This window comes from Thermosynechococcus sp. GLH187, from assembly GCF_031583395.1.
GTDB lineage: Bacteria > Cyanobacteriota > Cyanobacteriia > Thermosynechococcales > Thermosynechococcaceae > Thermosynechococcus.
This window is the reverse complement of the sequence record NZ_CP134175.1, coordinates 2,311,852-2,335,356: the sequence shown is the minus strand read 5'-3', so window position 1 is coordinate 2,335,356 and position 23,505 is coordinate 2,311,852. Positions and strand designations below refer to the sequence as shown.

Annotated in this window: 23 protein-coding genes and 1 tRNA gene; 8 read left to right on the top strand and 16 right to left on the bottom strand. The window is 54.2% G+C overall.

Translation table 11 applies throughout. From position 1 onward, the window contains the following. The first annotated feature begins 8 nt into the window (after nucleotides 1-8). Both RHI63_RS11460 and RHI63_RS11455 read left to right on the top strand, forming a co-directional pair. Nucleotides 9-1,139 (top strand): polysaccharide biosynthesis/export family protein, encoded by a 1,131-nt coding sequence (locus RHI63_RS11460; RefSeq protein WP_310821615.1) that lies wholly within the window; start codon nucleotides 9-11, stop codon nucleotides 1,137-1,139. A 16-nt stretch (nucleotides 1,140-1,155) separates the two neighbouring features. Continuing rightward, the gene (locus RHI63_RS11455; RefSeq protein ID WP_310821614.1) at nucleotides 1,156-3,384 is read left to right on the top strand and encodes an AAA family ATPase; all 2,229 of its coding nucleotides are present in this window, start codon (nucleotides 1,156-1,158) and stop codon (nucleotides 3,382-3,384) included. Nucleotides 3,385-3,391: 7 nt separating this feature from the next. Here the strand turns inward: RHI63_RS11455 and RHI63_RS11450 are convergent, their stop codons facing one another. From RHI63_RS11450 to RHI63_RS11420, 7 genes are all read right to left on the bottom strand, one after another. Beyond that, on the bottom strand, nucleotides 3,392-4,462 hold the full coding sequence (locus tag RHI63_RS11450; RefSeq protein ID WP_310453609.1) for a RuBisCO accumulation factor 1: 1,071 nt from the start codon (nucleotides 4,460-4,462) through the stop codon (nucleotides 3,392-3,394). A 52-nt stretch (nucleotides 4,463-4,514) separates the two neighbouring features. Beyond that, entirely contained in the window at nucleotides 4,515-5,420 is a 906-nt protein-coding gene (thrB, locus tag RHI63_RS11445; protein WP_206200261.1) for a homoserine kinase, read from the bottom strand. Between the two features lie 3 nt (nucleotides 5,421-5,423). Beyond that, entirely contained in the window at nucleotides 5,424-6,086 is a 663-nt protein-coding gene (upp, locus tag RHI63_RS11440) for a uracil phosphoribosyltransferase (protein ID WP_149819559.1), read from the bottom strand. 58 nt (nucleotides 6,087-6,144) lie between these two features. Then, entirely contained in the window at nucleotides 6,145-6,894 is a 750-nt protein-coding gene (gene uppS / locus RHI63_RS11435; protein ID WP_310453608.1) for a polyprenyl diphosphate synthase, read from the bottom strand. Nucleotides 6,895-6,916: 22 nt separating this feature from the next. Then, entirely contained in the window at nucleotides 6,917-7,795 is an 879-nt protein-coding gene (gene cdaA / locus RHI63_RS11430; RefSeq protein ID WP_206200259.1) for a diadenylate cyclase CdaA, read from the bottom strand. A 20-nt stretch (nucleotides 7,796-7,815) separates the two neighbouring features. After that, entirely contained in the window at nucleotides 7,816-9,168 is a 1,353-nt protein-coding gene (lysA, locus tag RHI63_RS11425) for a diaminopimelate decarboxylase (protein WP_310821613.1), read from the bottom strand. Between the two features lie 133 nt (nucleotides 9,169-9,301). Beyond that, nucleotides 9,302-10,141 (bottom strand): prohibitin family protein, encoded by an 840-nt coding sequence (locus RHI63_RS11420; RefSeq protein WP_206200257.1) that lies wholly within the window; start codon nucleotides 10,139-10,141, stop codon nucleotides 9,302-9,304. A gap of 106 nt (nucleotides 10,142-10,247) precedes the next feature. On the opposite strand from RHI63_RS11420, the gene RHI63_RS11415 reads away from it, so the two are divergent. Continuing rightward, a complete protein-coding gene (locus tag RHI63_RS11415) occupies nucleotides 10,248-10,904 on the top strand; it encodes an ATP-dependent Clp protease proteolytic subunit (RefSeq protein WP_206200256.1) in 657 nt (218 codons plus the stop codon). Here the strand turns inward: RHI63_RS11415 and RHI63_RS11410 are convergent. From RHI63_RS11410 to RHI63_RS11390, 5 genes are all read right to left on the bottom strand, one after another. After that, entirely contained in the window at nucleotides 10,901-12,262 is a 1,362-nt protein-coding gene (locus RHI63_RS11410; protein ID WP_206200255.1) for an LCP family protein, read from the bottom strand. The genes RHI63_RS11415 and RHI63_RS11410 overlap by 4 nt on opposite strands. A gap of 190 nt (nucleotides 12,263-12,452) precedes the next feature. Beyond that, nucleotides 12,453-13,424, bottom strand: a complete 972-nt coding sequence (sds, locus tag RHI63_RS11405) for a solanesyl diphosphate synthase (protein ID WP_011057594.1) — start codon at nucleotides 13,422-13,424, stop codon at nucleotides 12,453-12,455. A gap of 94 nt (nucleotides 13,425-13,518) precedes the next feature. Continuing rightward, nucleotides 13,519-14,592, bottom strand: a complete 1,074-nt coding sequence (locus RHI63_RS11400) for an ATP-binding cassette domain-containing protein (RefSeq protein WP_310821611.1) — start codon at nucleotides 14,590-14,592, stop codon at nucleotides 13,519-13,521. A gap of 3 nt (nucleotides 14,593-14,595) precedes the next feature. After that, entirely contained in the window at nucleotides 14,596-14,754 is a 159-nt protein-coding gene (locus RHI63_RS11395) for a chlorophyll a/b-binding protein (RefSeq protein ID WP_206200252.1), read from the bottom strand. Between the two features lie 57 nt (nucleotides 14,755-14,811). Continuing rightward, the gene (locus tag RHI63_RS11390; protein ID WP_310821610.1) at nucleotides 14,812-15,801 is read right to left on the bottom strand and encodes a succinate dehydrogenase/fumarate reductase iron-sulfur subunit; all 990 of its coding nucleotides are present in this window, start codon (nucleotides 15,799-15,801) and stop codon (nucleotides 14,812-14,814) included. Nucleotides 15,802-15,855: 54 nt separating this feature from the next. Between RHI63_RS11390 and RHI63_RS11385 the strand changes: the two genes are divergently transcribed. The 5 genes from RHI63_RS11385 to RHI63_RS11370 all read left to right on the top strand — a co-directional run bounded on the left by RHI63_RS11385 (nucleotide 15,856) and on the right by RHI63_RS11370 (nucleotide 18,086). After that, complete coding sequence (locus tag RHI63_RS11385; protein WP_206201697.1) at nucleotides 15,856-16,188, top strand: YnfA family protein; 333 nt, start codon at nucleotides 15,856-15,858, stop codon at nucleotides 16,186-16,188. 261 nt (nucleotides 16,189-16,449) lie between these two features. Further along, entirely contained in the window at nucleotides 16,450-16,803 is a 354-nt protein-coding gene (locus RHI63_RS13190; RefSeq protein WP_399364130.1) for a sodium-dependent bicarbonate transport family permease, read from the top strand. Nucleotides 16,804-16,814: 11 nt separating this feature from the next. Next, nucleotides 16,815-17,588, top strand: a complete 774-nt coding sequence (locus tag RHI63_RS11380) for a sodium-dependent bicarbonate transport family permease (RefSeq protein ID WP_399378070.1) — start codon at nucleotides 16,815-16,817, stop codon at nucleotides 17,586-17,588. A 40-nt stretch (nucleotides 17,589-17,628) separates the two neighbouring features. Continuing rightward, nucleotides 17,629-17,961, top strand: coding sequence for a P-II family nitrogen regulator (locus RHI63_RS11375; RefSeq protein ID WP_206200250.1), 333 nt, complete (start codon nucleotides 17,629-17,631; stop codon nucleotides 17,959-17,961). A gap of 53 nt (nucleotides 17,962-18,014) precedes the next feature. Further along, nucleotides 18,015-18,086, top strand: a tRNA-Gly gene (locus RHI63_RS11370). A 52-nt stretch (nucleotides 18,087-18,138) separates the two neighbouring features. Here RHI63_RS11370 and uvrC read toward each other — a convergent pair. The 4 genes from uvrC to tuf all read right to left on the bottom strand — a co-directional run bounded on the left by uvrC (nucleotide 18,139) and on the right by tuf (nucleotide 23,488). Continuing rightward, nucleotides 18,139-20,025, bottom strand: coding sequence for an excinuclease ABC subunit UvrC (gene uvrC / locus RHI63_RS11365; RefSeq protein ID WP_310821609.1), 1,887 nt, complete (start codon nucleotides 20,023-20,025; stop codon nucleotides 18,139-18,141). Nucleotides 20,026-20,038: 13 nt separating this feature from the next. Then, nucleotides 20,039-21,814 (bottom strand): PDZ domain-containing protein, encoded by a 1,776-nt coding sequence (locus RHI63_RS11360; RefSeq protein ID WP_310821608.1) that lies wholly within the window; start codon nucleotides 21,812-21,814, stop codon nucleotides 20,039-20,041. Nucleotides 21,815-21,844: 30 nt separating this feature from the next. Beyond that, nucleotides 21,845-22,159 carry a 30S ribosomal protein S10 gene (rpsJ, locus tag RHI63_RS11355; protein ID WP_149819531.1) on the bottom strand — a complete coding sequence of 105 codons (315 nt, stop codon included), beginning with the start codon at nucleotides 22,157-22,159 and terminating at the stop codon, nucleotides 21,845-21,847. Between the two features lie 99 nt (nucleotides 22,160-22,258). Further along, on the bottom strand, nucleotides 22,259-23,488 hold the full coding sequence (gene tuf, locus RHI63_RS11350; RefSeq protein WP_149819529.1) for an elongation factor Tu: 1,230 nt from the start codon (nucleotides 23,486-23,488) through the stop codon (nucleotides 22,259-22,261). Nucleotides 23,489-23,505: the final 17 nt, after the last annotated feature.

The following is a 23,505-nucleotide window of genomic DNA, read 5'->3' as shown; positions in this document are numbered from 1 at the left end:
AATGAACCATGGGGTGCAAATCATTGCCAAGGCTACACAACACCGTCATCACCCTGGCGATCGCCAGTGGATTCACCCTTGGGGCAACACTGATGGTACCCCGCTCGGCCACTGCTCAACCCATGCCCGTCAGCCCAAGCTCCTATAGTTTTACCAGCATTAACCCCCTTCAGGACTATCTCCTGGGTGCAGGGGATGTGCTTTTCATTGAAGTGGTCAACCTGCCACCAACAGTTACTAATCAACGACAATTCACTGTTAATCTCGATGGCTCAGTCACCCTACCTTTGGCAGGGCGCGTCATGGTGGGCGGCTTAACTCTCCCCCAAGCGGAGCAGGTGATTCTGAACGCCTATAGTAAAGTCATGCGCTTTCCAGCAGTAACGGTTACATTGCAGACGCCGCGCCCCATGAAGATTTTAGTGGCAGGTGAGGTGAGCCGTCCAGGCTCCTATGTTGTTCCTTTTACTTCTGTATCAGCTTCTGCCCCCGGTATCGGCCTTTCCGGTGGCTTAACATGGCCTCGCCTGAGCCAAGTCCTTGCTCAAAGCGGTGGAATTACCCAAGAGGCGGATATTCGCAACATTGAGATACGCCGCCAACTGGGGAATGGCCAAACAGCCGTAACCAGAATTAATCTTTGGGAGATGATTCAGTCGGGGGATGCGAACCAAGATATCACGCTGCGCAGTGATGATGTGATTGTGGTGCCCAAGGCGAAGGAAGTGAATGCGGCTGAAGCGGTACGGGTGGCCTCTGCGACGTTTTCGCCACAGGTGATTCGGGTGCAGGTTGTGGGCGAAGTATTGCGACCGGGCTTGGTGGAAGTGCCAGCCAATGCCACGCTCACTCAGGGAATTGGGGCGGCTGGCGGATTCAATGTGCAACGTGCCAATATGTCTAGGGTGACGCTGGTGCGGCTGAATCGCGATGGTACGGTCAGTCGGCGACGGATTCCCTTTAGCTTGGCGGCTCAACCCAATGCCAACAATAATCCTGTGTTGCAACAGGGGGATGTGATTGTGGTGGAACGGTCAGGGCTAACGCAGGTGGGGGATACGATTGGGAATGCCCTGCGGCCTATCGGCGCCTTAGGAACCTTAGGAGTGTTCCTCAACTTAGTTAACATATTTGATTAGGAATGGCGTACTACTGATGTCGCTCCCACAAAAGATACCCAATTTACGGGTCGTTGATCGCGAAGCGCGTCCTGCGGGCGATCGCCCGCGAAATCCATCACGGTTCAGCACCAGAAAGAGTTCTCAAAAGGGTGGGCTGCAAGCTTTTAGCGATCGCTGTCGGCGACGGTGGCGACTACTGTCAGGAACGGTTTTACTCTCATTCTTGGTCATGGGGGGGTATGTTTTCTGGCAACCCGAAATGTACGAGGCCTATTTTCGCCTTCTGATGGAACCAGTGAAGGAACCACAGCCTGCGCCAACCCTGACCCCCCGTGATGGCATTGCCAGTACCCTCCCCTCCCCGCCGCCAACCACACCCCCTCCAGTGGATGTGGGGTCACAGATTCTCGTTCTAGAAAGTGACAAAGTACTAGCTCCCATTGCCCAGAAACTACAACAGCAGTATCCTCATTTGACCACGCGGGTCTTAGCTGAGCATCTGGAAATTCGACCAGTGGTTAGTTCCGCCACAGAGCAACTGCCGACCCAAACAAAAGTACTAGAAGTGGTCTATCGCGATCGCCAGCCAGAAATTGTGACCGCAGTATTAAAGGCCGTGGCAGAGGCCTTTGTTGACTACAGTCAGCGCGATCGCCAAGAACAACTCAATCGCACCCTAGAGCAACTGGACAAAGACATCAATCAGCACCTTACAGAATTAGAGCAACTCCAGCAGCAACTCCAAGCCAGCCAACCCCAAGGCACGAGCCTGCAACCCTCAGAACAACTGCGCTTTTTAACAGAACAGTATCGCCAAATCCATAGCCTGCGCCAAGCGGCTCGCCTGAAGGCCGTGGAAGCCTACGGTCGTTTTCAAGGGTTTCAAGAACAACTCAAGATGACGCCCGCAGAAGCCCTAGCAGCAGCGAACTTAAGTACCTCCCCTGCTTATCAGCAACAACTGGCACGCATTCAAGAACTGGATCAAGAAATTGCCAAGAATCTAGCCATTTTTCGGGAAGGGACACCCGTTATCCAAGCTCTTGAGGAACAGCGGCGAGTTTTGGTGGAGCAATTGCAGGCGATCGCCCGCCAAGTGATTGGTGAGCAATATCAAGTGGACAACCCCACGGCCCTAGGCTTTCAGGGAACAGTGTCACAAACGCTGATTACCAACTACATTACGGCGTGGATTGAATACGAAAACCAGCGGCGCTATGATGCTGAGCTTGCGGCTCCCCAAGCGGCGGTTGCCCAACAATTACAACAACTGAGTAGCCAACTCCCCGCCATTGATCGCCTTGAACATCGGATTCGGACGGCCAACCTCTCCCTTGAGATGCTCAATCAAGCCCGACAGGCAGTGCAACTACAACTGGCGCAGAATCACTTTGCGTGGCAGGTGTTGACGGATTTAGAGAATCCCGCTGTCCAACCCACCTTCCCGCGCTTACTGCTGTTGGTGCTAGGGGCGATCGCCAGCCTTGTGTTGGGGGTTCTGGCTACTTATGTTGCAGATGCAGCCGCCAATACGTTTGTCAGTCCAGCCCAAGTGGAAGATGCCCTCGGCTTGCCCCTCCTTGGCAAAATTCCCAAGGCAACCCCCCAAACCAATCTCCGCTTAGAGCGCGCGGTGAAGGGCAATTCAGGGCTGTGGCAGGTGACTCAAGTCCTACCCTTTGTCGGGGAATGGGTGAAGTTTCAGGAAACCTTTCACCATGTGTTTGCCAACCTCCAGGCCGTGGGTTTGGGGCATTCGTTAGCCGTGATTTCAGCCCTACCCACTGATGGGCGCACCACCGTTGCTCTGCATCTTGCCCTTGCTGCCGCAGGCACGGGGCAGCGGGTTCTGCTGATTGATGGGGATTTACGGCGACCCCAGATTCACCGCTATCTCGGCCTGACGAATGAACAGGGCTTGGCGGATTGGTTAATTCATCGGCGGCACTGGTATAGCGTTGCTCAGGCGCGGCGCGGTCTGGCAATTTTAACCGCTGGTGAGTTGCGGCAACAGCCGATGCGGCTCCTCAGCCAAGACACGCTCAAACAGTTCATGGCTCACCTGAAAAACTATTTTGATCTGGTGATTGTGGATACACCCCCCTTGGCCAACTTTGCTGATGCCAAACTCTGGTCGGGACTGGTGGATCAGACCCTTGTGGTAGTGAATCTGAAGGCACCCCAGCAGCCTGTGCGACTAGCCTTGGCAGATTACAGTTTGGGGCGTGGTAGCGCTCTGGGCGTTGTGGTGAATCTCGCCTAAGGTTAAGCTATTCCTCAAAGAACCAAAGTTCCTTGTTGATACTCTCATCCAGTACTTGGGGGGGGCGTAAGACGAGCAGGAGTTGGCCAAGAATTGGCGCTGTAGGGGGTTCAGGAAACCAAGCCAGTTGGACAGGATCGCTGGCCGCAGGTGCAATCAGGAGATAGCGATCGCGATCCCATTCTGGAAGACCACGATCCACTATCAGGAGCACTTGTTCAATGGGGAGTCCCTCAGGCGTAGGCGGTAATTCTGCGGGTAGGTCTGCCACTGGCCAAAGCACCGCGACTGGGTCAACAGCATTCAGGAGAACCTGCCAACTGGGGAGAGCCACGAGGGTCATGGGTTGAGGAACAGCGACTAATTGCAAGGCGCCTGTAGAAGTTAACTGGGGCACTTGATTAAAGGCTGCAGCAGCGAGCGGGGCTGTTCCTGCGACCGGAACGAGGTAGGGCAGGTCTTCAGCGGAATCCAAGCGGTAAAGGGGGAGTCGGGGTTGGCTAGCAGCGGGAACCACGGTAAAGTCCGTCAGCAGTTTTTCAAGCGCTTGGCGACCTGTGGCGGATTCAACAAAGCGAAAGCCTTGGGCAATGAGGCGCGATCGCTGGGCTAAATCGCGTTGCTGCCGCGCCAGTTGCCAATAGTAGCGACCAATGCGATCGCCCACACTCTCACCAAAACCTGCACTCTCATCCTTTTGATAGCTCACGGCCTTGAGGGCACGGCAGACCTCATGAACCGCAGTGACATCCAGTTGTTTCTCAACAATGAGTGTGGCTGCTGCAAGGCGATCGCTCCCTGACAACACCCGCAGTTCATAGAGCAGATCGCTGCCCCGCGTTTGAAAATAGGCACGCACCGCTTCCGGCGCCTCGCGCAGGCTCTGACTCACTTGCAGGGCAATGATCAGTTGATTTTGGTGGATGGGTTCAATGCCCGTGGCCTCAAAAATCGCTTGGGGAGATAGCCCTTGTTTTTGCAGTTGCTGGCATCCGGCTCCCCAATCCTGCCAAGTGCCCTCCTTGCGGCGTAGGCGTTGCAGCACTTCCGTTGTCAGGGCATCCTGTTCTTGACTCATTTAATCACCTCCTATTGACAGGGAAGCATGCTATACAATTGCCTAAGATTGCCTAGCGATCGCGCACCGTTGTCCCTTGGCGTTGAATGGCCAGCACCTCCACCCGTGCCTGCACATCAAACTTTGCCCAAGTCTCCTTGAGGGCAGTGGCAATGGCGGAAGCGGTAACGGGATCCCCGAGGGCTAAAAGCGTGGGTCCTGCGCCACTAATGACCAAACCGTGGGCACCCGCCTCAAGAGCCGCCCTGTGGAGGTCGGTATAGCCTTTGATCAGACTTTGGCGGTAGGGTTGATGCAGGCGATCGCCCAAGGCCAGTTGCAGCCACTCCCGTTGACCCGTTTCCAAACCCCGCAGCAGAGCACCAAGGTGACTGATATTAAAAACTGCATCACCGTAGGTACAGTGGGGGGGCAGCACTTGCCGCGCTGTTTCCGTGGCTAGCTCAAAGTCTGGAATCGCCACAATCGGCACCACATCCTGATCCCAAGGAATCTCTAGCCAATGCCATCCCCCTGCACTCCCTTGGACAGCAAGACGACAGCCCCCTAGCAAGGCCGGCACCACATTATCGGGGTGGCCTTCCATTTCAATGGCCAATTCCAGAACCTCGGTATGACTGAGGGGAAAGCCCGCCAGCCGATTGGCCCCTACTAAGCCGCCAATAATTGCGGTTGCTGAACTGCCGAGGCCCCGTGCGAGGGGAACCCCCAGATCAATCTCTAAATACACAGGTGGGGCTTCACGCCCTAGATATTGATAGAGACGGTGGTAGGCACGATAGACCAAATTGTCGGAGCTACTGCTGACACCGGCTGCCTCAGTGCCCCGCACATTGACATGGGGGCGATCGCTCAAGGAAAAGGTGAACGTATTGGTGAGGGTCAGAGCGGCTCCTAAGCAATCAAACCCCGGACCCAAATTAGCCGTTGTTGCTGGCACAGTCACCACTGTCATCATCGGTTACACTTCCTCCCCGGTACCAAAGGCGCGATCCCCCGCATCCCCTAAGCCAGGCACAATAAAGCCCTGCTCATTCACTGTCTCATCAATCGTGGCTGCATAGACTTGCACTGCGGGAAAATGGGCACCGAGTTTCTGCAAAGCTGGCGGCGCAGTGACCACGGAAATGATTCGCACCAAGGCTGGGTCAATCCCCCGCTGCACCAGTTCCTGCATTGCTGTCATGATTGAACCTCCCGTTGCCAGCATCGGCTCACTAATCAGGACACGGGTTTGCGGGTCAAACTGCGGGGGCAACTTATTGAGATAGCAACTGGGTTCAAGGGTGGCCTCATCCCGCACAATCCCTAAGTGGTACGTCTTTGCTGTCGGTAAGACCCCTTGGGCACCGTCGAGCAAGGCCAAACCCGCCCGCAGAATGGGTACCACCACGACGGGTACTTGCGGATTCACCACCAGCGCTGCACAGGGGGCAAGGGGCGTTTCAACCACTGTTTCCACCGTTGGCAACCATTCCCGCGCCGCCTCATAGGCCAACCAGCGACCTAGTTCTGTCATGGCTACGCGAAACAGAGGGGTGGGCGTGTTGCGATCGCGAGCCACCGTTAGCCAATGTTGAATGAGGGGATGAGGGGGGACATAAATGCGCAATTGGGGGGTCACAGTATCGCTCCAATACGTACCCGGCGAGCTTTCCTATTCTCCACTGAAATCGTCCCCTTTAGACACGGCCAAATCGCCGCTGTCGCTGTTGGTAATCCCGGAGCGCCTCATGGAAAGCAGCGCGGTCAAAATCCGGCCAGAGGGTCTTGGTGACGTAAATTTCTGAATAGGCCACCTGCCACAGCAAAAAGTTACTGACGCGCATCTCGCCACTGGTGCGAATCAACAAATCGGGATCCGGTAGGCCGCCCGTGTACAAATGGCGTTCAAAGAGTACCTCATCAATATCGGCGGGGTCAAGGCGTCCCGCTTTCACTTGGGCTGCAATCGAACGGCAAGCGTGGATAATTTCCCGTCGCCCACCATAGTTGGTTGCCACCACAAATTTAATTTTTTGGTTATTGGCCGTAGCGGTCATCGCTCGCTCAATTTCCGCTTGTAGGGAGTTCGGCAAACACGCCAAGTCACCCACAAAGTGAATTTGCACGCCCTCGGCAACCATTTCCGCCAGCTCCCGCCGCAACACTCGCTCAAAGAGGGTCATCAGAAAATCCACCTCCGGCAGGGGGCGCCCCCAGTTTTCTGTGGAGAAGGCGTAGGCGGTCAGGGCTTCAATGCCCCAATCTTTGCAACAGCGCAGCAGATCCTTGAGGGTGTCCACCCCGCGTTGGTGTCCCATAATTCGCGGTAAATTGCGCTGCTTTGCCCAGCGGCCATTACCATCCATAATCACCGCCACATGGCGAGGTAGGCGATCGCGATCTAGATCTTCGGGTAACTCAATGAGTGAATGGGGCTGTAGCATCATGGACACATCCTATTGGCGGAAATTAGCGCAGTGGCCATACAGTCTTCCAAAATTTTAAGCTGTGCCGACGTTGACGGGGTTGTGAAGTTGCCGTCCCTTGATCCTGCACATATTGCCGCAACAATTCCCCTAGTTTACTGCTTGTGAGGGGACGTTGAAGCTCCCCCTTAAAGGCAAGGGAAATTGACCCCGTTTCCTCAGAGACCACTACACAGACACAGTGGCTAATGCGTTCGGTAATCCCTAGGGCGGCGCGATGGCGAGTGCCCAACTGCCAAGGCCCCGTGCGATCCGAGAGGGGCAGGATCAACTTTGCCGCAATCACTTCAGCCCCCCGCACCCAAATTGCGCCATCGTGCAGGGGGGAACTCACCTGAAAAATTGAGGTAATGAGTTCCGGTGAAAGGCGGGCATTGAGGGCGATCCCTGCATGGGTAAAATCTTGGGGGCTGAGCTTTGTATGGGTTTCCAGCAGAATGAGTGCCCCCGTACGATCTTGAGATAATCCCTTCACGGCCGTCACAATCAAATCAACGGCATCATTGGTCAGGCTCGACTCGGCCACGGGCTGCATAAAGCCGAAAAACTGTCCTCGTCCCAACTGTTCCAGAAAAATGCGAATTTCCGATTGCAGAATAACGGCTAAGGCCACCGCAGAGCCAATCACTAAGTTGTGCAGCACAAAGCTCAAAAACTGTAGCTCAATGGCACGACTGAGGGAGGTTGCCAAAAGGAGGAAGATAAAGCCCCGTATCATCCAGAGGGTTCGCCGCTCGGCCACAACCCGCAAAATAGCGTAGGTTAGGGTCAAGACCAAAACCACATCCACGACTGTTCGCACCTTGGCCAGTGTCTGCGAGGACAGCAGCAGCCACGACAAGTTACCTAGGAGGCTTATCATCCCATCGTGCTCGTCACCTCCTAGGGGGCGGGGGTGCTCAATCGCAGGGGCAAGACATCATGGGCCACCAAATCAGCGTAGGTTTCCCGTTGCAGGATCAGGTTGGCTTCCCCCTCACAGACCACCACCGCCGCCGGCCGGGGCACACGATTGTAGTTGGAGGCCATGCTGTAGTTGTAGGCACCCGTACTGGCCACCACTAAAATATCATTGGCTTGCAGGGGGGGTAGGGTGACTTGGGGCAGCAGAATATCGCCCGATTCGCAGTGCTTACCGGCAACACGCACGGTTTCTGTGGCGGCAGTGGTCATGCGATTGGCACACAGGGCTGTATATTGCGCCTGATAGGTAATCGGTCGTGGATTATCGGACATCCCCCCATCGACAGCGATATAGGTGCGTAGCTCAGGAATCACCTTACGGCTGCCCACCGTGTAGGCCGTCACTGCCGCAGGTCCAACGATGGAGCGACCCGGCTCACAGATGAGTTTGGGTAAGGGAAGATGGCGTTGCTGACAGGCTTGGCTCAGTTGATGACTAATGGCCTTTGTCCAGTGGGCGATCGCCGGCGGGTTATCGGACTCGATGTAGCGAATGCCAAGACCACCCCCCACATTCAGTTCGCGCATGGGTAGCATCGCTTCACGGGCTTGAGCCAGCCAATCCACAAGGACATCACAGAGGTCTAAATGGGGTTGTTCCTCAAAAATCTGTGAGCCAATGTGGGCGTGGAGTCCGACCCAGTCCAGTTCGGGATGCGCCTTAGCAAACTGAAGCAACTCTGGAAACTGTTGCGGGTCAAAGCCAAATTTGCTGTCTAGATGTCCAGTGCGGATATATTCGTGGGTGTGGCATTCAATCCCCGGTGTCAACCGCAACATGACGCGCGGTGGGGTCGAGAGATCATGCTCCTCAACGTAGGCAGCAAGGCGCTCTAGTTCTAGCCAGTTATCGGCAACAATCGTGCAATTGACCTCAAGGGCATAGAGGAGTTCTTGGGGGGCCTTGTTATTACCGTGGAAGTAAATGTGGCTGGCGGGGACGCCGGCACTCAAGGCAGTGTAGAGTTCACCCCCGGAGGCCACATCAATCCCCAAGCCTTCACTGTGGGCAAGGGCACAGGTGGCCAAGCAGTTCCAAGCCTTTGAAGCGTAGAGCACCAAAAATTCACCACCGTAGGTCTGCTGGAGGGTGTCTTGGTATTGACGGCAGGCGGTGCGAAAGGTGAACTCATCAAGGATGTAGAGGGGAGAGCCAAACTGAGCCACTAACTCCACCACATCACACCCACCAATGGTGAGATGGCCTCGGGCATTGGTTTGCGCAGTCAGGGGTAAAATTTGTTGATTGGCAGCAAGCGGGGTGGAGATCATGGGTCAGTATCGGCAGAAATTAGGGGAATATAAAGAACAAATCGCTATTCTTAATTCTAGGGGGATTTGGGCGATCGCTCTCTTCATCTGTTGAGTCTCTGCTGAACCTGTAGTTCATCGAACCGTCCCTCAGCTATTTTGCTGCTGTCCCTGTCCAATTGAGGAAAAAGGGGGGTAGCCCTTCTTGGCCGTTGATCACAATCACTTGGGGCACTTGGGCACCGCCTTCACGCCATGCTTCGATCGCTTCCTTTTGCAGCACTAACTGGCCACCCGGAGCTTTGAGGGTTTCGGCAAGGAGGCGTTGGGCTTCCGCTTTCCCTTGGGCACGGTTAATTTCCGCTTGCGCCTGTTGAGCCGCCTCTTGGGCGATATAGACCGCCCGTTGTGCCCGCTGCTCAGCAATTTGCTTATCCTCGACGGCCTTGGAAAATTCCTCCGAAAAGTCAAGGTTAACGACACTGGTATCCAGTACGAGAATGTGGTACTTGGCTAGGCGATCGCCAAGGGCATGATCAAAATCCTCCTTAAGTTCATCCCGCTTGGTAATAGCCTCCTCCGCCGTGCGACGGGCAGCAGCAATTTTGAAGGCCTCTTGGGTCTGGGGAGCAATGATTTTGGCGACGATATTTTCTAGGGTCCCTTGGGTGCGGCGCACATCCACGATGGCCATGGGGTCTAGGCGAAAGTTGATGGCAAAACTGGCGGTAATGTCCTGCAAATCTTTGGTGGCACTTTCCGCTGGCACTTCAAACTTCTGTACAGTTACGTCATAGACATCCACACTGGCAATAAACGGCGGTTTCCAGTGGATGCCCTCGAGGAGGGGAGTATCCTGAGCTTTACCCAAAATACTCAGCACCCCTGCTTGGCCAGGATTAATAATCACCACGGCATTCAAAAGGACAACCAGCAAGACAATGGCGATCGCCACCACTGAGGAGGTGAGCCGCGAACTGAGGAGTTGATTCATGACCCAAGAATTGAATTTCTGCTTTGATTATAGGCGGTGCTTCCCGCCGATCCGGAAGGCAATTCCTTGCTAGAGTACAGATAGTCTGTCATTTGCTGAGCGTCCTATGCGGTTGCCCCTTACTGCTGCCCAAGCGGCCTACTATGGTGATGCCTACTATCGCACCCCACCCCCCGATCTCCCTTCACTGCTGTTGAAGGAGCGGATCGTCTATCTCGGCATGCCTTTGGTGCCAGCGGTTACGGAACTGATCATTGCGGAACTGCTCTATCTGCAATACGACGATCCCGAAAAACCCATCCGCATTTACATTAACTCGACGGGAACCTCCCGCTACGATGGCGAACCCATTGGCTTTGAAACAGAAGCCTTTGCCATCTGCGACACCATGCGCTACATTAAGCCCCCTGTGCATACGATCTGCATTGGTCAAGCGATGGGGATGGCCGCCATGTTGCTCTCAGCAGGGACAAAGGGGTATCGAGCCAGTTTACCCCACGCCACGATTGTTCTGCACCAAACCAAGAGCTATGCCCAAGGACAGGCCACCGATATTCAAATTCGTGCCAAGGAGGTTCTGGCCAATAAGGCAATGATGGTGGAAATTTTGGCGCAAAATACTGGTCAACCCCCCGAACGCATTACCCGCGATATGGATCGGCTGCTTTATATGACGCCGCAAATGGCCAAGGAATACGGCATTATTGACCGCATCCTCGAACCCGAAGCGATGACCAAGAAACTGCCCGCCACTCTCACCTAGTGCAAGACGGCTGCCCAGTCGCGGCCAATGCGAATCGTAATATCCGAAGACAGCACCCCCGTGGAGTTGGCGGATACTCGCCCCATGCCAAGGACAGAACGAATCATTTGCGCAGCCCCAATATCCCCTTGCTGTGCCACAATCTCTGTTTCGGGGGTTTGCTGATACCACTCTTCACTGATGATCACATTGGTATAGCCGTGGTGGGCGAGGAAATCCGCCATGTCTTGGGCAGCGTCACTGCTACCGGAGGCATTTTGCAGCGCAATGCGTAGCGTCCCTGTTTCACGCCACGTATGGTCAACCAGCTTTGAGGGGCGATCGCTAAAGTGCTCAGCAACCACCCGATCAATGCGGTCATAGTCAGGAAGCCAGTAGCTGACCTCATAGCTATCACCACTAAAGCGTCCCGGCAGCAGAATCAAACGCAGGTTGTCTGGCTCAATGCGCAAACTAAATTGGGCGATCGCCATCAGTTCGGCAAAGGTTAAATCCGTATCCACATATTTTTGCAGGACGCTGTAGATTTTCGGCACCTGGGTCAGCATGACGGGATTGGCCAGTTTCTTTTGCAGCGCCTTGATCAGCATTTGCTGCCGCTGGGCACGACCAATATCCCCCAGTTCATCGTAACGAAAGCGAACAAAGCCCTCTGCTTGCTCCCCGTTCAGGGTTTGCAGCCCCGGTTGAAGATCAATGTAAAGTTTTTGGGTGTGATCGGTATAAACCATCCGCTTGGGCACGTTGACCTCGACACCGCCCACCAGATCCACCAATTCTCGAAATGCATCTGTATCAATGCGAATGTAGCGATCAATGGGGGTATAGTTGAGGATTTCGCTGACCACCCGCACCGTTAGATCGACCTCTCCATAAACATTGGCCGCATTAATTTTGTCGATGCCATGTCCGGGAATTTCCACACGGGTATCACGGGGAATACTCAAGACCGTAATCGTGCCATTTTCAGGGTTAAACCGCGCCAGCAGCATCGTATCCGTGCGACCACGGAACCGTTTCGGAGAACCTTCAGGGGCATCCAAGACATTATCCACCCCCAGTACCAAGAGGTTCACTGGCCGACTCATGCCATACTGGAACCCCCGTGTCATCATTTCCAGCCAAGAGGGATCCCGTTGGCCACGATGGTTCGTGCCCTGAAAGGGTGACATCAAAACAAATGTCATGCCCGCAAAGGCAGAAACCAAGGACACACCACTAAAGGCAGCAATCCAGCCTAGGGTACGCCATGGCGAAGGGCGCGATCGCTGACCCTTGCTTTTTTGAGATACTTTTTGCCTTCCCCGACCACCCACAGTAGAACTCACCGATTTACGCTGTTGAACGCCTCTTGCCACAAACTCACTCCCGAAATAAAAACCAATCGTGGGCTAGTCGGGTGGACGCAATCCCTGTCTTTAGTGTAGGGGATTGATTACTGATCCCGCACTTATACCTATTGGACTCCCTCATGGAAGTCTTGTTTCTGTTTTTCGCCCAGTTCCTGAAATTTATGCGCTGGGCATTGGAAATTTTGCCGCTGGCAGCTTAATAGAGCCGCTCAAGGACATAATCGGTCAACTGGCTGAGGGCCTGACGCGGTTCCGACGGAGGCAGCACTTCAAGCGCCGGTAGAGCCGCTTGGGCATATTCCTTGGCTAAATTGCGGGCGTCTTCAATGGCACCACTTTGGCGCACTAGGTTGAGGGCGGTTTCCAAATCCCCTTCTTCACTAAACTCTCGCTCAATGAGGGTATGCAAGTAGGGCGCTTTGGGTAGGGCAAAGAGAACCGGTGCAGTTAGGTTGCCATCCCGCAGATCTGAGCCAGCGGGTTTCCCTAGTTCTGCGGTGGAGCGGGTGAAGTCAAGGATGTCATCGACGATTTGAAAGGCTAGACCCAAATTTTTGCCGTAGGTGTACATGGCCTCGATGGTTTCTGGCGGCGCTTCACTGAGAACCGCTGCCGCCTTGGCACTGTTGGCAATGAGGGAAGCCGTCTTGTAGTAGGTTTTCAGTAGATAGTCGTCTAGGGTAATGCTGGTGTCAAAGCGGTTAAAGCCTTGGCGAATTTCCCCTTCAGCAAAGTCTTTGATCACTTGGGAGAGGAGCTTCACCACTTGCAGGTTATCCAAATCCGCTAAGTACCAAGAGGCTTGGGCAAAGAGAAAGTCTCCTGCTTGAATGGCCACCCGATTGCCAAAAACACTGTTGACCGTGGGCACACCGCGCCGTAGTTGCGCTTGATCCACCACATCATCGTGAAAGAGACTGGCGGTATGAATCATTTCCGTAATTTCTGCCAAGCGGCAGTGCCGGGGAGTAATCCCCTGATCGGGCAGCGTGGCTCGCGACACCAAAAAGACAATGGCGGGTCGAATGCGCTTTCCACTGGCAGCAAAAAGATGTTCGGCGGCAGCAGAGAGTACGGCGTGTTGTGCTCCAATCAGTGCCTTCAGGTTCTCCGTTAGTACACAGAGATCCGCTTCGACAGGTGAAAAAAGAGAGGTTACCGAAGTCATGGACGGGCTGGCCGCAGAAGTTACGAAATTTTACAGAATCCTAGTTGTATTCTAAGCGAACCCTCCAATCTTGGGTAAGGGTTCCGATGAATTTTCAGCTAGGCTCAAAATTGAGAGCCACCCCGCTCGTAGGGTCAAACAGATAAAGATGACGAGCCTGCAACTGGAGAGGGTCACCCATTTGAGGGATTTGGTGATTAGGGGCTAACCACAGCAGTTCTTGGGAACTATCCATGAGGCGACAGCGGACAATGGCTTCGCGGCCTAGGGGTTCAACGAGGGTGGCGATCGCCCTTAAGCCCTTCTCACTGATGGACAAATGCTCTGGGCGAATGCCCACGGTGAGGGGTTGTTCACTTTTTAGCGGCCAATGGGGGGTGTCTGGACAGGGCAAGGGCTGCTGCGCTAGCCACAGGCGGCTGCCATCCCAGCGAGCGGGCAGTAAATTCATCGGCGGGGTGCCCAAAAATCGCGCCACCATGGTATTGGCGGGTTTGTCGTAGAGATCAGCAGGGGTGCCAATTTGCTGGATTTGACCGCGATCCAGTACCACAATGCGATCGCCAAGGGTCATGGCCTCCACTTGATCATGGGTGACATAGAGGGTGGTAATGCCCAGTTGTTGATGTAATTGTTTCAGTTCAGCACGGGTTTGTTCCCGCAATTGGGCATCAAGGTTGGAGAGGGGTTCATCGAGGAGAAACACTTGGGGCGATCGCGCCAAGGCCCTTCCCAAGGCCACCCGCTGTTGCTGACCACCGGAGAGTTGACGCGGTTTGCGCTGCAGCAGGGACTCAATCCCCAGTAGCTTAGCCACTTGAAGAATCCGTTGCTGCCGTGTGGCCGGATCAACACCGCGCATTTTCAGACCAAAGCCAAGGTTTTCGGCCACGGTCATGTGGGGATAGAGGGCATAGTTCTGAAAGACCATTGCCACATCGCGATCGCGCCCACTCAGGCCATTGACACAGGTATCGCCAATGTAGATCTCCCCACTGGTGGGCTGCTCCAGGCCAGCAATAAGCCGCAACAGGGTAGATTTACCACAACCCGAAGGCCCGACAATCACCCAAAGCGCCCCTGCGGGCACAGTTAGAGAGAGTGGACCAATTCCCACTCCTAGAGCAAATCGCCGCGTGACTCCCTCTAAGCGCAGTGTTGCCGCCACAACCTATCGCCAGCCCACCCACGTAAAGAAATCTTGGCCAGTGACCCACTCCAGCACCAGCAGGGCAATAAAGCCAACCATGGCAAAGCGGCCATTGATCAGCTCCGCATAGCGCGACCAACCAAATTGCGGGGTCAAATCATCAGGTGTTGGTTCACTCATGGTGTTTAGGTATGCAAAACAACTTCTTTAGCTTGGCATAGAGCCTTCACTTTGTACTCACATTTTAGAAGACGGCTGTTTCTGCTGTAGGGCGGTGATCACTGCCTTAATTTGGGCTTGACCAGCAGACTTTGCAAATCGCAGCGGAAACTTACCCCGTCGCAATAACCGCCAGCCCAAGGGGGCAAGGCTTGCCACACCCTTGAGATCTCGAAAACGATTGCCCACTACTTGGAGGCCAAATTGTCGCTCATCCACCCAGCCGCCTTCTTTCACCAGTTTCAAGAGCACTTGCCGATGGCGGAGGGGTCGCTCTTCATTGCGGCTTGCCCCTGTTGAGCGGGCTAAAATGGCCTGCTTGATCTCACTAATGCGATCGAGGGGTTGTACGCCCACGGGACACACGGTGTTGCAATTAAAACAACGGGTACAGCCCCACACGCCACTGGTGGCAGTGTTGTATTGGTCTAGGCGTTGGTCAGTTTCGCTATCGCGGGTATCAGCCACAAGGCGAGCTGCTTTGGCAAGGGCATGGGGGCCAACAAAGTCGGGATTCACTTCCACCGCATTACAGGCACCGTAGCAGGCACCACAGAGAATACAGTTGCCAGAGGCATTGAGTTTGGCGCGATCGCTGGGGGATTGCAGAAACTCCCGCTCAGGCACTTGCCGTGCCGCTGTACTCACGTAAGGATTAACGGCTGAAAGTTTTTGCCAAAAATCGCTCATGTCCACGACAAGGTCTTTGAGGACAGGCAAATTCCCCAAGGGAGCGATCGCAATTTGGTTGGGCACAGGACTATTGGCCAACTCGGCGTGAATACTTTGTTGACAGGCAAGGGCAGAACGACCATTAATGGTCATCGCGCAACTGCCGCAGATGGTGTTTCGACAATTCTTGCGAAAGCTGAGGCTACCGTCGTGGTATCCCTTGATTTGAATGAGGGCATCAAGAATGGTGAGGGAAGGATCAATCTCTAGTTCAAAGGTTTGCCAATAGGCGCTCTTGTTGGGTGCTTGGCGGCGAATCGTCAACTGAATTGTCATATGCTGGCGTCGGCCCAGTGTAGTTTCCAGTGTATAGCAAGCACTGCGGCGATGATGAAAGTTGCAAAATCCCTACTTTACTTTCTGATCACAGGCCTCCTAGAGCTGGGGGGAGCCTATCTTGTCTGGCTGTGGCTACGGGAGCATAAAAGCATTGGGTATGCCTTAGCGGGGGCGATCGTCCTTTTTATGTATGGCATGGTACCGACGCTGCAACCTGCGCATTTCGGTCGTGTTCAGGCTGCCTATAGTGGCATTTTCCTGCTGGTGGTTCTGTTTTGGGGTTGGGGAATTGATAAGGTGCGCCCCGATAAGTTTGATTTGCTCGGTGCTGGGGTTGCCCTCCTAGGAACGCTGATTATCATGTACGCGCCAAGAAGCCATTGACAGCGTCGCGATCGCCCCAAGGTCACTCTATAAGCTGGGCTTATTTAATCTATTTGAAAGTAATGTTTATTAAATGTGTGTGTTGCTGAAGAATTTACTATAGAGTAAGGCAAGCAAATCAAAAAGCTTGAATAGATAAAAGACTATGTTTGCGCCGTTGACCAACGGATGCAGGGAGGGCGATCGCCCAAATAGTCTTCTATCAACTTCAACATCTACAGCCCCATGGATAGCCCCTGATAATTAAGGAGGAATAGTACTGTGGATTTTCTCGGTCAGTTTTTGCAAGATTTTGTCAAGCAATTACAGTCGCCTACCCTTGGCTTCTTGCTGGGGGGCATGGTCATTGCAGCGCTGGGCAGTCAACTTCAGATTCCCGATGCCATCTATAAGTTCATTATTTTTATGTTGCTAATGAAAGTCGGCCTCAGCGATGGGATTGCGATTCGCAGTTCCAACCTACAGGAGATGCTCTTGCCAGCACTCTTTGTTGTGGCGATGGGGATTCTCATTGTATTTATTGGCCGTTATACCTTAGCAAAGCTTCCGAAGGTCAAAACCGTGGACGCGATCGCTACCGCAGGTTTATTTGGGGCTGTAAGTGGTTCGATGTGAGTGGTTCGACCATGGCAGCAGCACTAACGGCTCTGGAGGCGCAGAAAATTAGCTATGAACCTTGGGCAGCCGCACTGTATCCGTTCATGGATATTCCGGCTCTGGTGACAGCCATTGTCGTTGCCAGCATTTACCTCAAGAAAAAACAGGAGAAAAAGGCGCCGGCTTCCCTCAGTGCCGTTGGTGCCGATGCGGGTGCAAGGAGCGCCACAGGTTATGCCGGGAGCACCAGTGAGTATCCCACCACTGCCAGTGAGTACCGCAGTCAACAAAGCAAACGAGCCAGAATCTGGCCGATTGTCAAAGAAAGTCTGCAAGGGGCAGCCCTTTCGGCACTGCTGCTGGGCGTTGCCTTGGGCATCTTTACCCGTCCCGACAGTGTCTATGAGAGTTTTTACAACCCTCTGTTTCGCGGTTTACTCTCGGTGTTGATGCTCGTTATGGGGATGGAGGCTTGGTCACGCTTGGGTGAGTTGCGTAAAGTTGCTCAATGGTATGTGGTCTATGCCGTGGTGGCACCCCTCGTTCATGGCCTGATTGCCTTTGGTTTGGGAATGATTGCCCACTATGTCACTGGCTTTAGCCTTGGAGGTGTAGTGATTCTAGCCGTGATTGCCTGCTCTAGTTCCGATATTTCTGGGCCGTCAACATTACGGGCAGGGATTCCCTCCGCTAACCCTTCCGCCTATATTGGTGCTTCCACCGCGATCGGGACTCCCATTGCCATTGGCCTAGGAATTCCGCTTTACCTTGGCCTTGCCCAAGCAATCATGGGCGGCAGCTAGTGACCCAAACGCGCCAATTTCACTCAAGGAGGTACTCAGAATGGCCAAGCCAGCAAAGCAGCTCGTGATTGTGACCGAGAAGATTCTCTTGAAAAAAATTGCCCAAATCATTGATGAGGCCGGGGCGACTGGCTACACCGTGATGGAAACCGGCGGCAAAGGGAGTCGCAATGTGCGCTCCTCTGATCAACCCAGCGTTTCCGATACCCAAGCCAATATCAAGTTCGAGGTACTCACCCAGACACGGGAAATGGCCGAAAAAATTGTGGATCGGGTGGCAGTCGAGTTTTTCAACGACTATGCAGGCATTGCTTACATCTACGATGCCGAAGTGTTGTACGCCCACAGCTTTTGTGGTCCTGAGGGTTGCTGAAATTTCTGGGGCTTGACAAGACGCCCCCTAATTTTTTAAGCTAAGAATCTGTTGCGGGTATAGCTCAGTGGTAGAGCGCAACCTTGCCAAGGTTGATGTCGCGCGTTCGAATCGCGTTACCCGCTTTTGAAATAGCAAGCGATCGCCCTCTTCTTTTGAAAAGCACTTAGCTCTTTGCTAATCGGTATCAGCATGAAAATAGCGGTAAATTTTTTCCGCTAGACGGGGGCCGACCCCATGTACCTGCGCCAACTGTTCGGGCGTGGCTATGCGGATGTAGTCAATGGAACGAAAGGTGGCGAAGAGTTCCTTTTGGCGTTGATAGCCCAAGCCGGGAATTTGGTCGAGGTGCGATCGCCGTTGGCGTTGGGCGCGTTTTTGACGGTGGAAGTTCAGGGCAAAGCGGTGAGCCTCATCGCGGACGCGGCGTAGCAATTGCACCCCCGGTTGCTCTGGATCGGTCGGCAGAGGCTGGCGGTGGTGGGGTAGGAAAATCTCCTCCCGCTGTTTGGCCAAGCTGAGGAGGGTGAGATCCCCTAGGAGCGGCTCCAACACCTGAACCACGGCGGAGAGTTGCCCCTTACCGCCATCAATGAGGACAATATCTGGCCAGTCATCAGCCTCTGGAGGGTCACCCTTGCCCTCAAGATAGGGGGCAAAGCGGCGGCGGAGAATCTCGGCAAGACTGGCAAAGTCGTCGGAGTGGCCAAGTTTTACTTCAGGGTTGCGGATGTTGTAGTGGCGATAGTGCTGCTTGGCGGGCAAGCCATCAATAAAAACGACCCGTGAGGCCACGGCGTCAGACCCTTGAATGTGGGAAATGTCGTAGCCCTCAATGCGGTGGGGCAGGGTGTCAAGGCCAAGGAGTTGGGCTAAATCTTCAAGAGCCATTTGGGTGCGATCGCTGGCCTGTTGAATGCGTGCCAATTCTAATTCTGCATTGCGTTGCACCATGGCAATGAGTTCTGCTTTTGCCTGCCGCTGGGGGACGGTGAGGGTGACGGCGCGGCCTTTCTTTTCGCTCAAGTAGGTACGCAGCAGATCCGCCTCAGGTAGGGGATATTGCAGCAAAATTTCACTGGGAATTTCTACATCTTCAACTTGGGCATAGTGTTCTTCAAGCACCCGCTGCAAAATCGTGCCCACACTGCCACTTTGAGCATCGGCAACGAAGGCCAAGCGTCCCACCAAGCGACCCGCACGAATTTGAAAGAGTTGAATGGCAGCATGGCGATCGCCGAGGGCAAGGGCAATGGCATCCCGTGACACCGTATCGTCCGGCAAGGACACCTTTTGATCCACTCCTAAATGCTCAAGGCCACGAATTTGATCCCGTAGTCGTGCCGCCAGTTCAAAATTCAGATCCGCCGCCGCTTGCGCCATTTGTGCTTGGAGCTGTGCCACGAGTTCCCCTGTGCGTCCCTGAAAGATCATGGCCACCTTGTGCAGCGTTTGCCGATACTCCTGCGGTGAAATCAGCCCTTGGCAGACCCCCGGACAGCGGCCAATGTCATAGTTCAGACAGGGGCGATCCTTAAAGAGGGGGCGGGGACGTTGCCGCAGCGGAAAAAGCCGCTTCACAAGGGCAAGGGTTTGGCGCAGGCGAAAGCTATCGACATAGGGGCCATAGTAGCGATCCTTGGGGGAATCACTGCGAGTATCGCCGACATTACCCAATTGGCGTTTGCGGGTAATGAAAATGCGGGGGTAGGGTTCTGACCACGTAATACAGACGTAGGGATATTTCTTGTCATCCTTGAGGAGAACGTTGAAGTGGGGCTGATGCTGCTTGATTAAATTGGCTTCGAGGGCAAGGGCCTCGGCTTCCGTATCGGTGACGATGAATTCAATGTCCGCCACCTGATAGACCATTAATTCAAGGCGCGGCCCCAGTTGGGCTGGCTCACGAAAATAGGAGCGCACCCGCGATCGCAGGCGTTTGGACTTGCCAATGTAGAGAATTTGATCCGTCTTGTCCTTGAAAAAATAAACGCCGGGAGTCAAGGGCAGTTGCCGCAAGATCTGTTCCAAGCGATCGCGATCCTGAATCAAGGGCTGAAGCATGCTGCCACCTCCCCTAGAGCTTTGCCGCTGTGGCTCCTAACCAAGCCTCCAAATGTGCCCGCTGACTCGGCGTGGCATCGGCACGGCACTGCACCTGATAGCGGGGCTGAGGGTCTCCCAACATCAATGTTCCTGAGTACAATTGCTGATCATGGAACCATGTCAAGTGAATCGTCTCTCCCACTGGGTATTCCCGCAATCGCTCTGACCAGTCCTCCGCCTTGACGCGCCACCCATTGAGGGCAATGATTTCATCCCCAGCCACCAAGCCTGCCTGTTCAGCCGGGGAGTTCCGCAGCACTGCCTTGATTTGCAGAGCGCCGTGTTCCTGCTTGAACTGAAGTCCCGTATAGGGAAGCGCGTCTTGGGGAACTAGTTCCAGCCCGACTTTGCCCAACCACTCCTGAAGGGGGAGTTCTACGGTTCCCTCAATGAACTGCTCGCGCCATGCCGCCAAGTTTTCATCGGCAACGGTTTCAATCGTTTCCCACAGCTCATCGGGGGTATAGCCCTGACCTGTCTCGCAATACTGCTGCCACAACCGCCGCAGGACATCGAGGAGCGATCGCTGGTGATTAAAATTAAGGCGAATCCGCAAATCCAGCAACAGTGCCACCAACTCCCCTTTGAGGTAGTAGGACATCTGCGAATTGATGCCATTTTCGTCGGGGCGATAGAGCTTAATCCAAGCATCAAAACTAGCAGCACTCAGGGATTGCACCCAACGACCGGGGGTATGTAGGTAGCGATTGAGGCTTTCGCTCAGTAGTTTAAGATAGGCCTCTGCATCAAAGCATTCTGCCCATAGGGGAATCAGTTGATCGAAATAACTGGTCACTCCCTCTGCAAACCAAAGGCTGGTGGTGTAATTCTCACTGTCGTAGTCAAAGACCTCGAAGGCTTGGGGTCGAATCCGCTTGACATTCCAGAGGTGGAAAAACTCATGGGCCACTAAACAGAGGAAGCGGCGATACTGCTCCGCTTGCTGAAAGCCAAAGCGATGGAAGATCAACGAGCAGCTATTGAGATGCTCCAGACCGCCGTAGCCCTTGTGGGTAAGGTGCAAAATAAAGACATAGCGATCGTAGGGCAGGCCGCCAAAGAGACTTGCCTCGGTGGCAATGATCCGCTGCATATCGGCGATCGCCCGCTGCGGCTCAAAATTGCCCTTGCCCCACACCGCCAATTCATGGGGTTTACCGTCCACCTCAAAGGCATAAACAGGGTGGGTACCCACCTCAAAGGGGCTATCCACCAGCAGATCGTAATTTGCTGCCCAAAAGGTGAAGCCATCCTCGCCAAAGGGTTCAAGCGGAGTCGTCACCCGCCAGTCCGGCGGTGCCACAATTGTTACTGTTAGGGGCTGATCGCGATATTCTGGCACATAGAGGCAGACCGCTGCCGGATTGAAGTAGGCATGGCTGCTATCAAAGTGGTTTGTGCGTACCGAGAGTTCATGGGCATAGATGGCATAGCGCACTTCCAGTTCTTGACCGGGGGTGCAAGCCACCTGCCACTGATTTTTAGAACACTTCCACCAATCAAGAGGAGTGCCGTCAGCGGCCGTTACCGTAAAGTCCTGAAGATGCCGCGCATATTCGCGCACGAGGTAAGAACCGGGCGTCCACACCGGTAAGTGCAGATCAAGAACATCGGTTTGCGGTGCCGTTAGCCGCAGCGTTACCCATAAAAGATGCGTATGCCCCTGCTGGCAGTTGATTCTGTAGGCCATGGCAGGGGGCTGAAGAGAAGACTCAGAGGGGGAAGGATGAATGATCGTATGCGTCATACCCCTCAGTGTAGTGAACTTTGGCGACGCTTACAATTTCACTTCAATATCTACGCCCGCCGGCAAGTCCAACTTCATCAGGGCATCAATCGTTTTCGGTGAAGGTTGGTAAATGTCGAGTATGCGACGGTGGGTACGGGTTTCAAAATGCTCCCGTGAGTCCTTGTCCACGTGGGGCGATCGCAGAACGCAGTAAATTCGACGGCGAGTGGGTAGGGGAATTGGGCCAACGGGGGAAGCGCCGGTTCTTTTTGCAGTATCGACAATGCGATCGCAGGAAGTATCGAGCAAGCGATGATCAAAGGCCTTAAGGCGAATACGAATTTTCTGTTGTAGAGCAGCCATAGGAATCTTCCTTACTTGTCAAGGTTCAGAGACAATCCGACAAAATTCAGACAAAAAAGGCCGCCAACACCACAGAAAGGCTAGCGGCCATAAGATCAACTACTTCAGGATTTTGGAGACAACACCCGCACCAATCGTCCGGCCACCTTCACGGATGGCAAAGCGCATCCCCTGCTCAATAGCAATGGGCTGGATCAGTTCCACGGTCATTTTGATGCGGTCACCAGGCATCACCATTTCAGCGGCGCTACCATCATCAGCGGTGAAGGAGGTAATCGTACCGGTCACATCGGTGGTACGCACATAGAACTGCGGACGGTAACCAGCAAAGAAGGGGGTTTTACGGCCACCCTCTTTTTCAGTAAGCACGTACACTTCACCCTCAAATTGGGTGTGGGGCGTAATGGAGCCGGGTTTGGCAATCACCATTCCCCGTTCCACATCCTCTTTTTTCAGACCGCGCAGGAGCAAACCAGCGTTGTCACCGGCAATCCCCTCTTCGAGGCTCTTCTTGAACATTTCAATACCGGTGACCGTCGTTGTGCGAGTTTCCCGCAGACCCACGAGTTCAACCGTTTCGTTGAGTTTAATGCGACCCCGCTCAATCCGACCCGTGGCCACGGTACCCCGGCCGGTGATAGAGAACACGTCTTCTACAGCCATCAAGAAGGGCTTATCCACATCCCGCTCAGGGGTAGGAATGTAGTTATCCACGGCATCCATTAGCTCGTAGATTTTATCGACCCACTCATTTTCACCGCGTTGGGTTTTCGGGTTGGCGGTCATGGCTTCAAGGGCTTTTAGACCCGAACCACGGATGATGGGCACTTCGTCACCGGGGAATTCATATTCGCTGAGGAGTTCCCGCAGTTCCAGTTCCACCAGCTCCAGCAGTTCTTCGTCGTCCACCATGTCCACTTTGTTCAGGAAGACAACAATGCTGGGCACCCCCACCTGACGAGCCAAGAGAATGTGCTCTTTGGTTTGGGGCATCGCACCATCAGTAGCGGCCACCACGAGAATAGCACCGTCCATTTGGGCGGCACCCGTGATCATGTTTTTCACATAGTCAGCGTGGCCGGGGCAATCCACGTGGGCATAGTGACGTTTTTCAGTCTCATACTCCACGTGAGCCGTGTTGATGGTAATCCCACGGGCTTTTTCCTCAGGGGCAGCATCAATTTCATCGTATTTGCGAGCCTGGGCTTTCCCTTGGGCAGCCAATGTCATGGTGATGGCTGCGGTCAGTGTGGTTTTACCGTGGTCAACGTGACCAATCGTACCGATGTTAACGTGGGGTTTGGTTCGTTCAAATTTAGCGCGTGCCATGTTGTTCCTCGTATAGA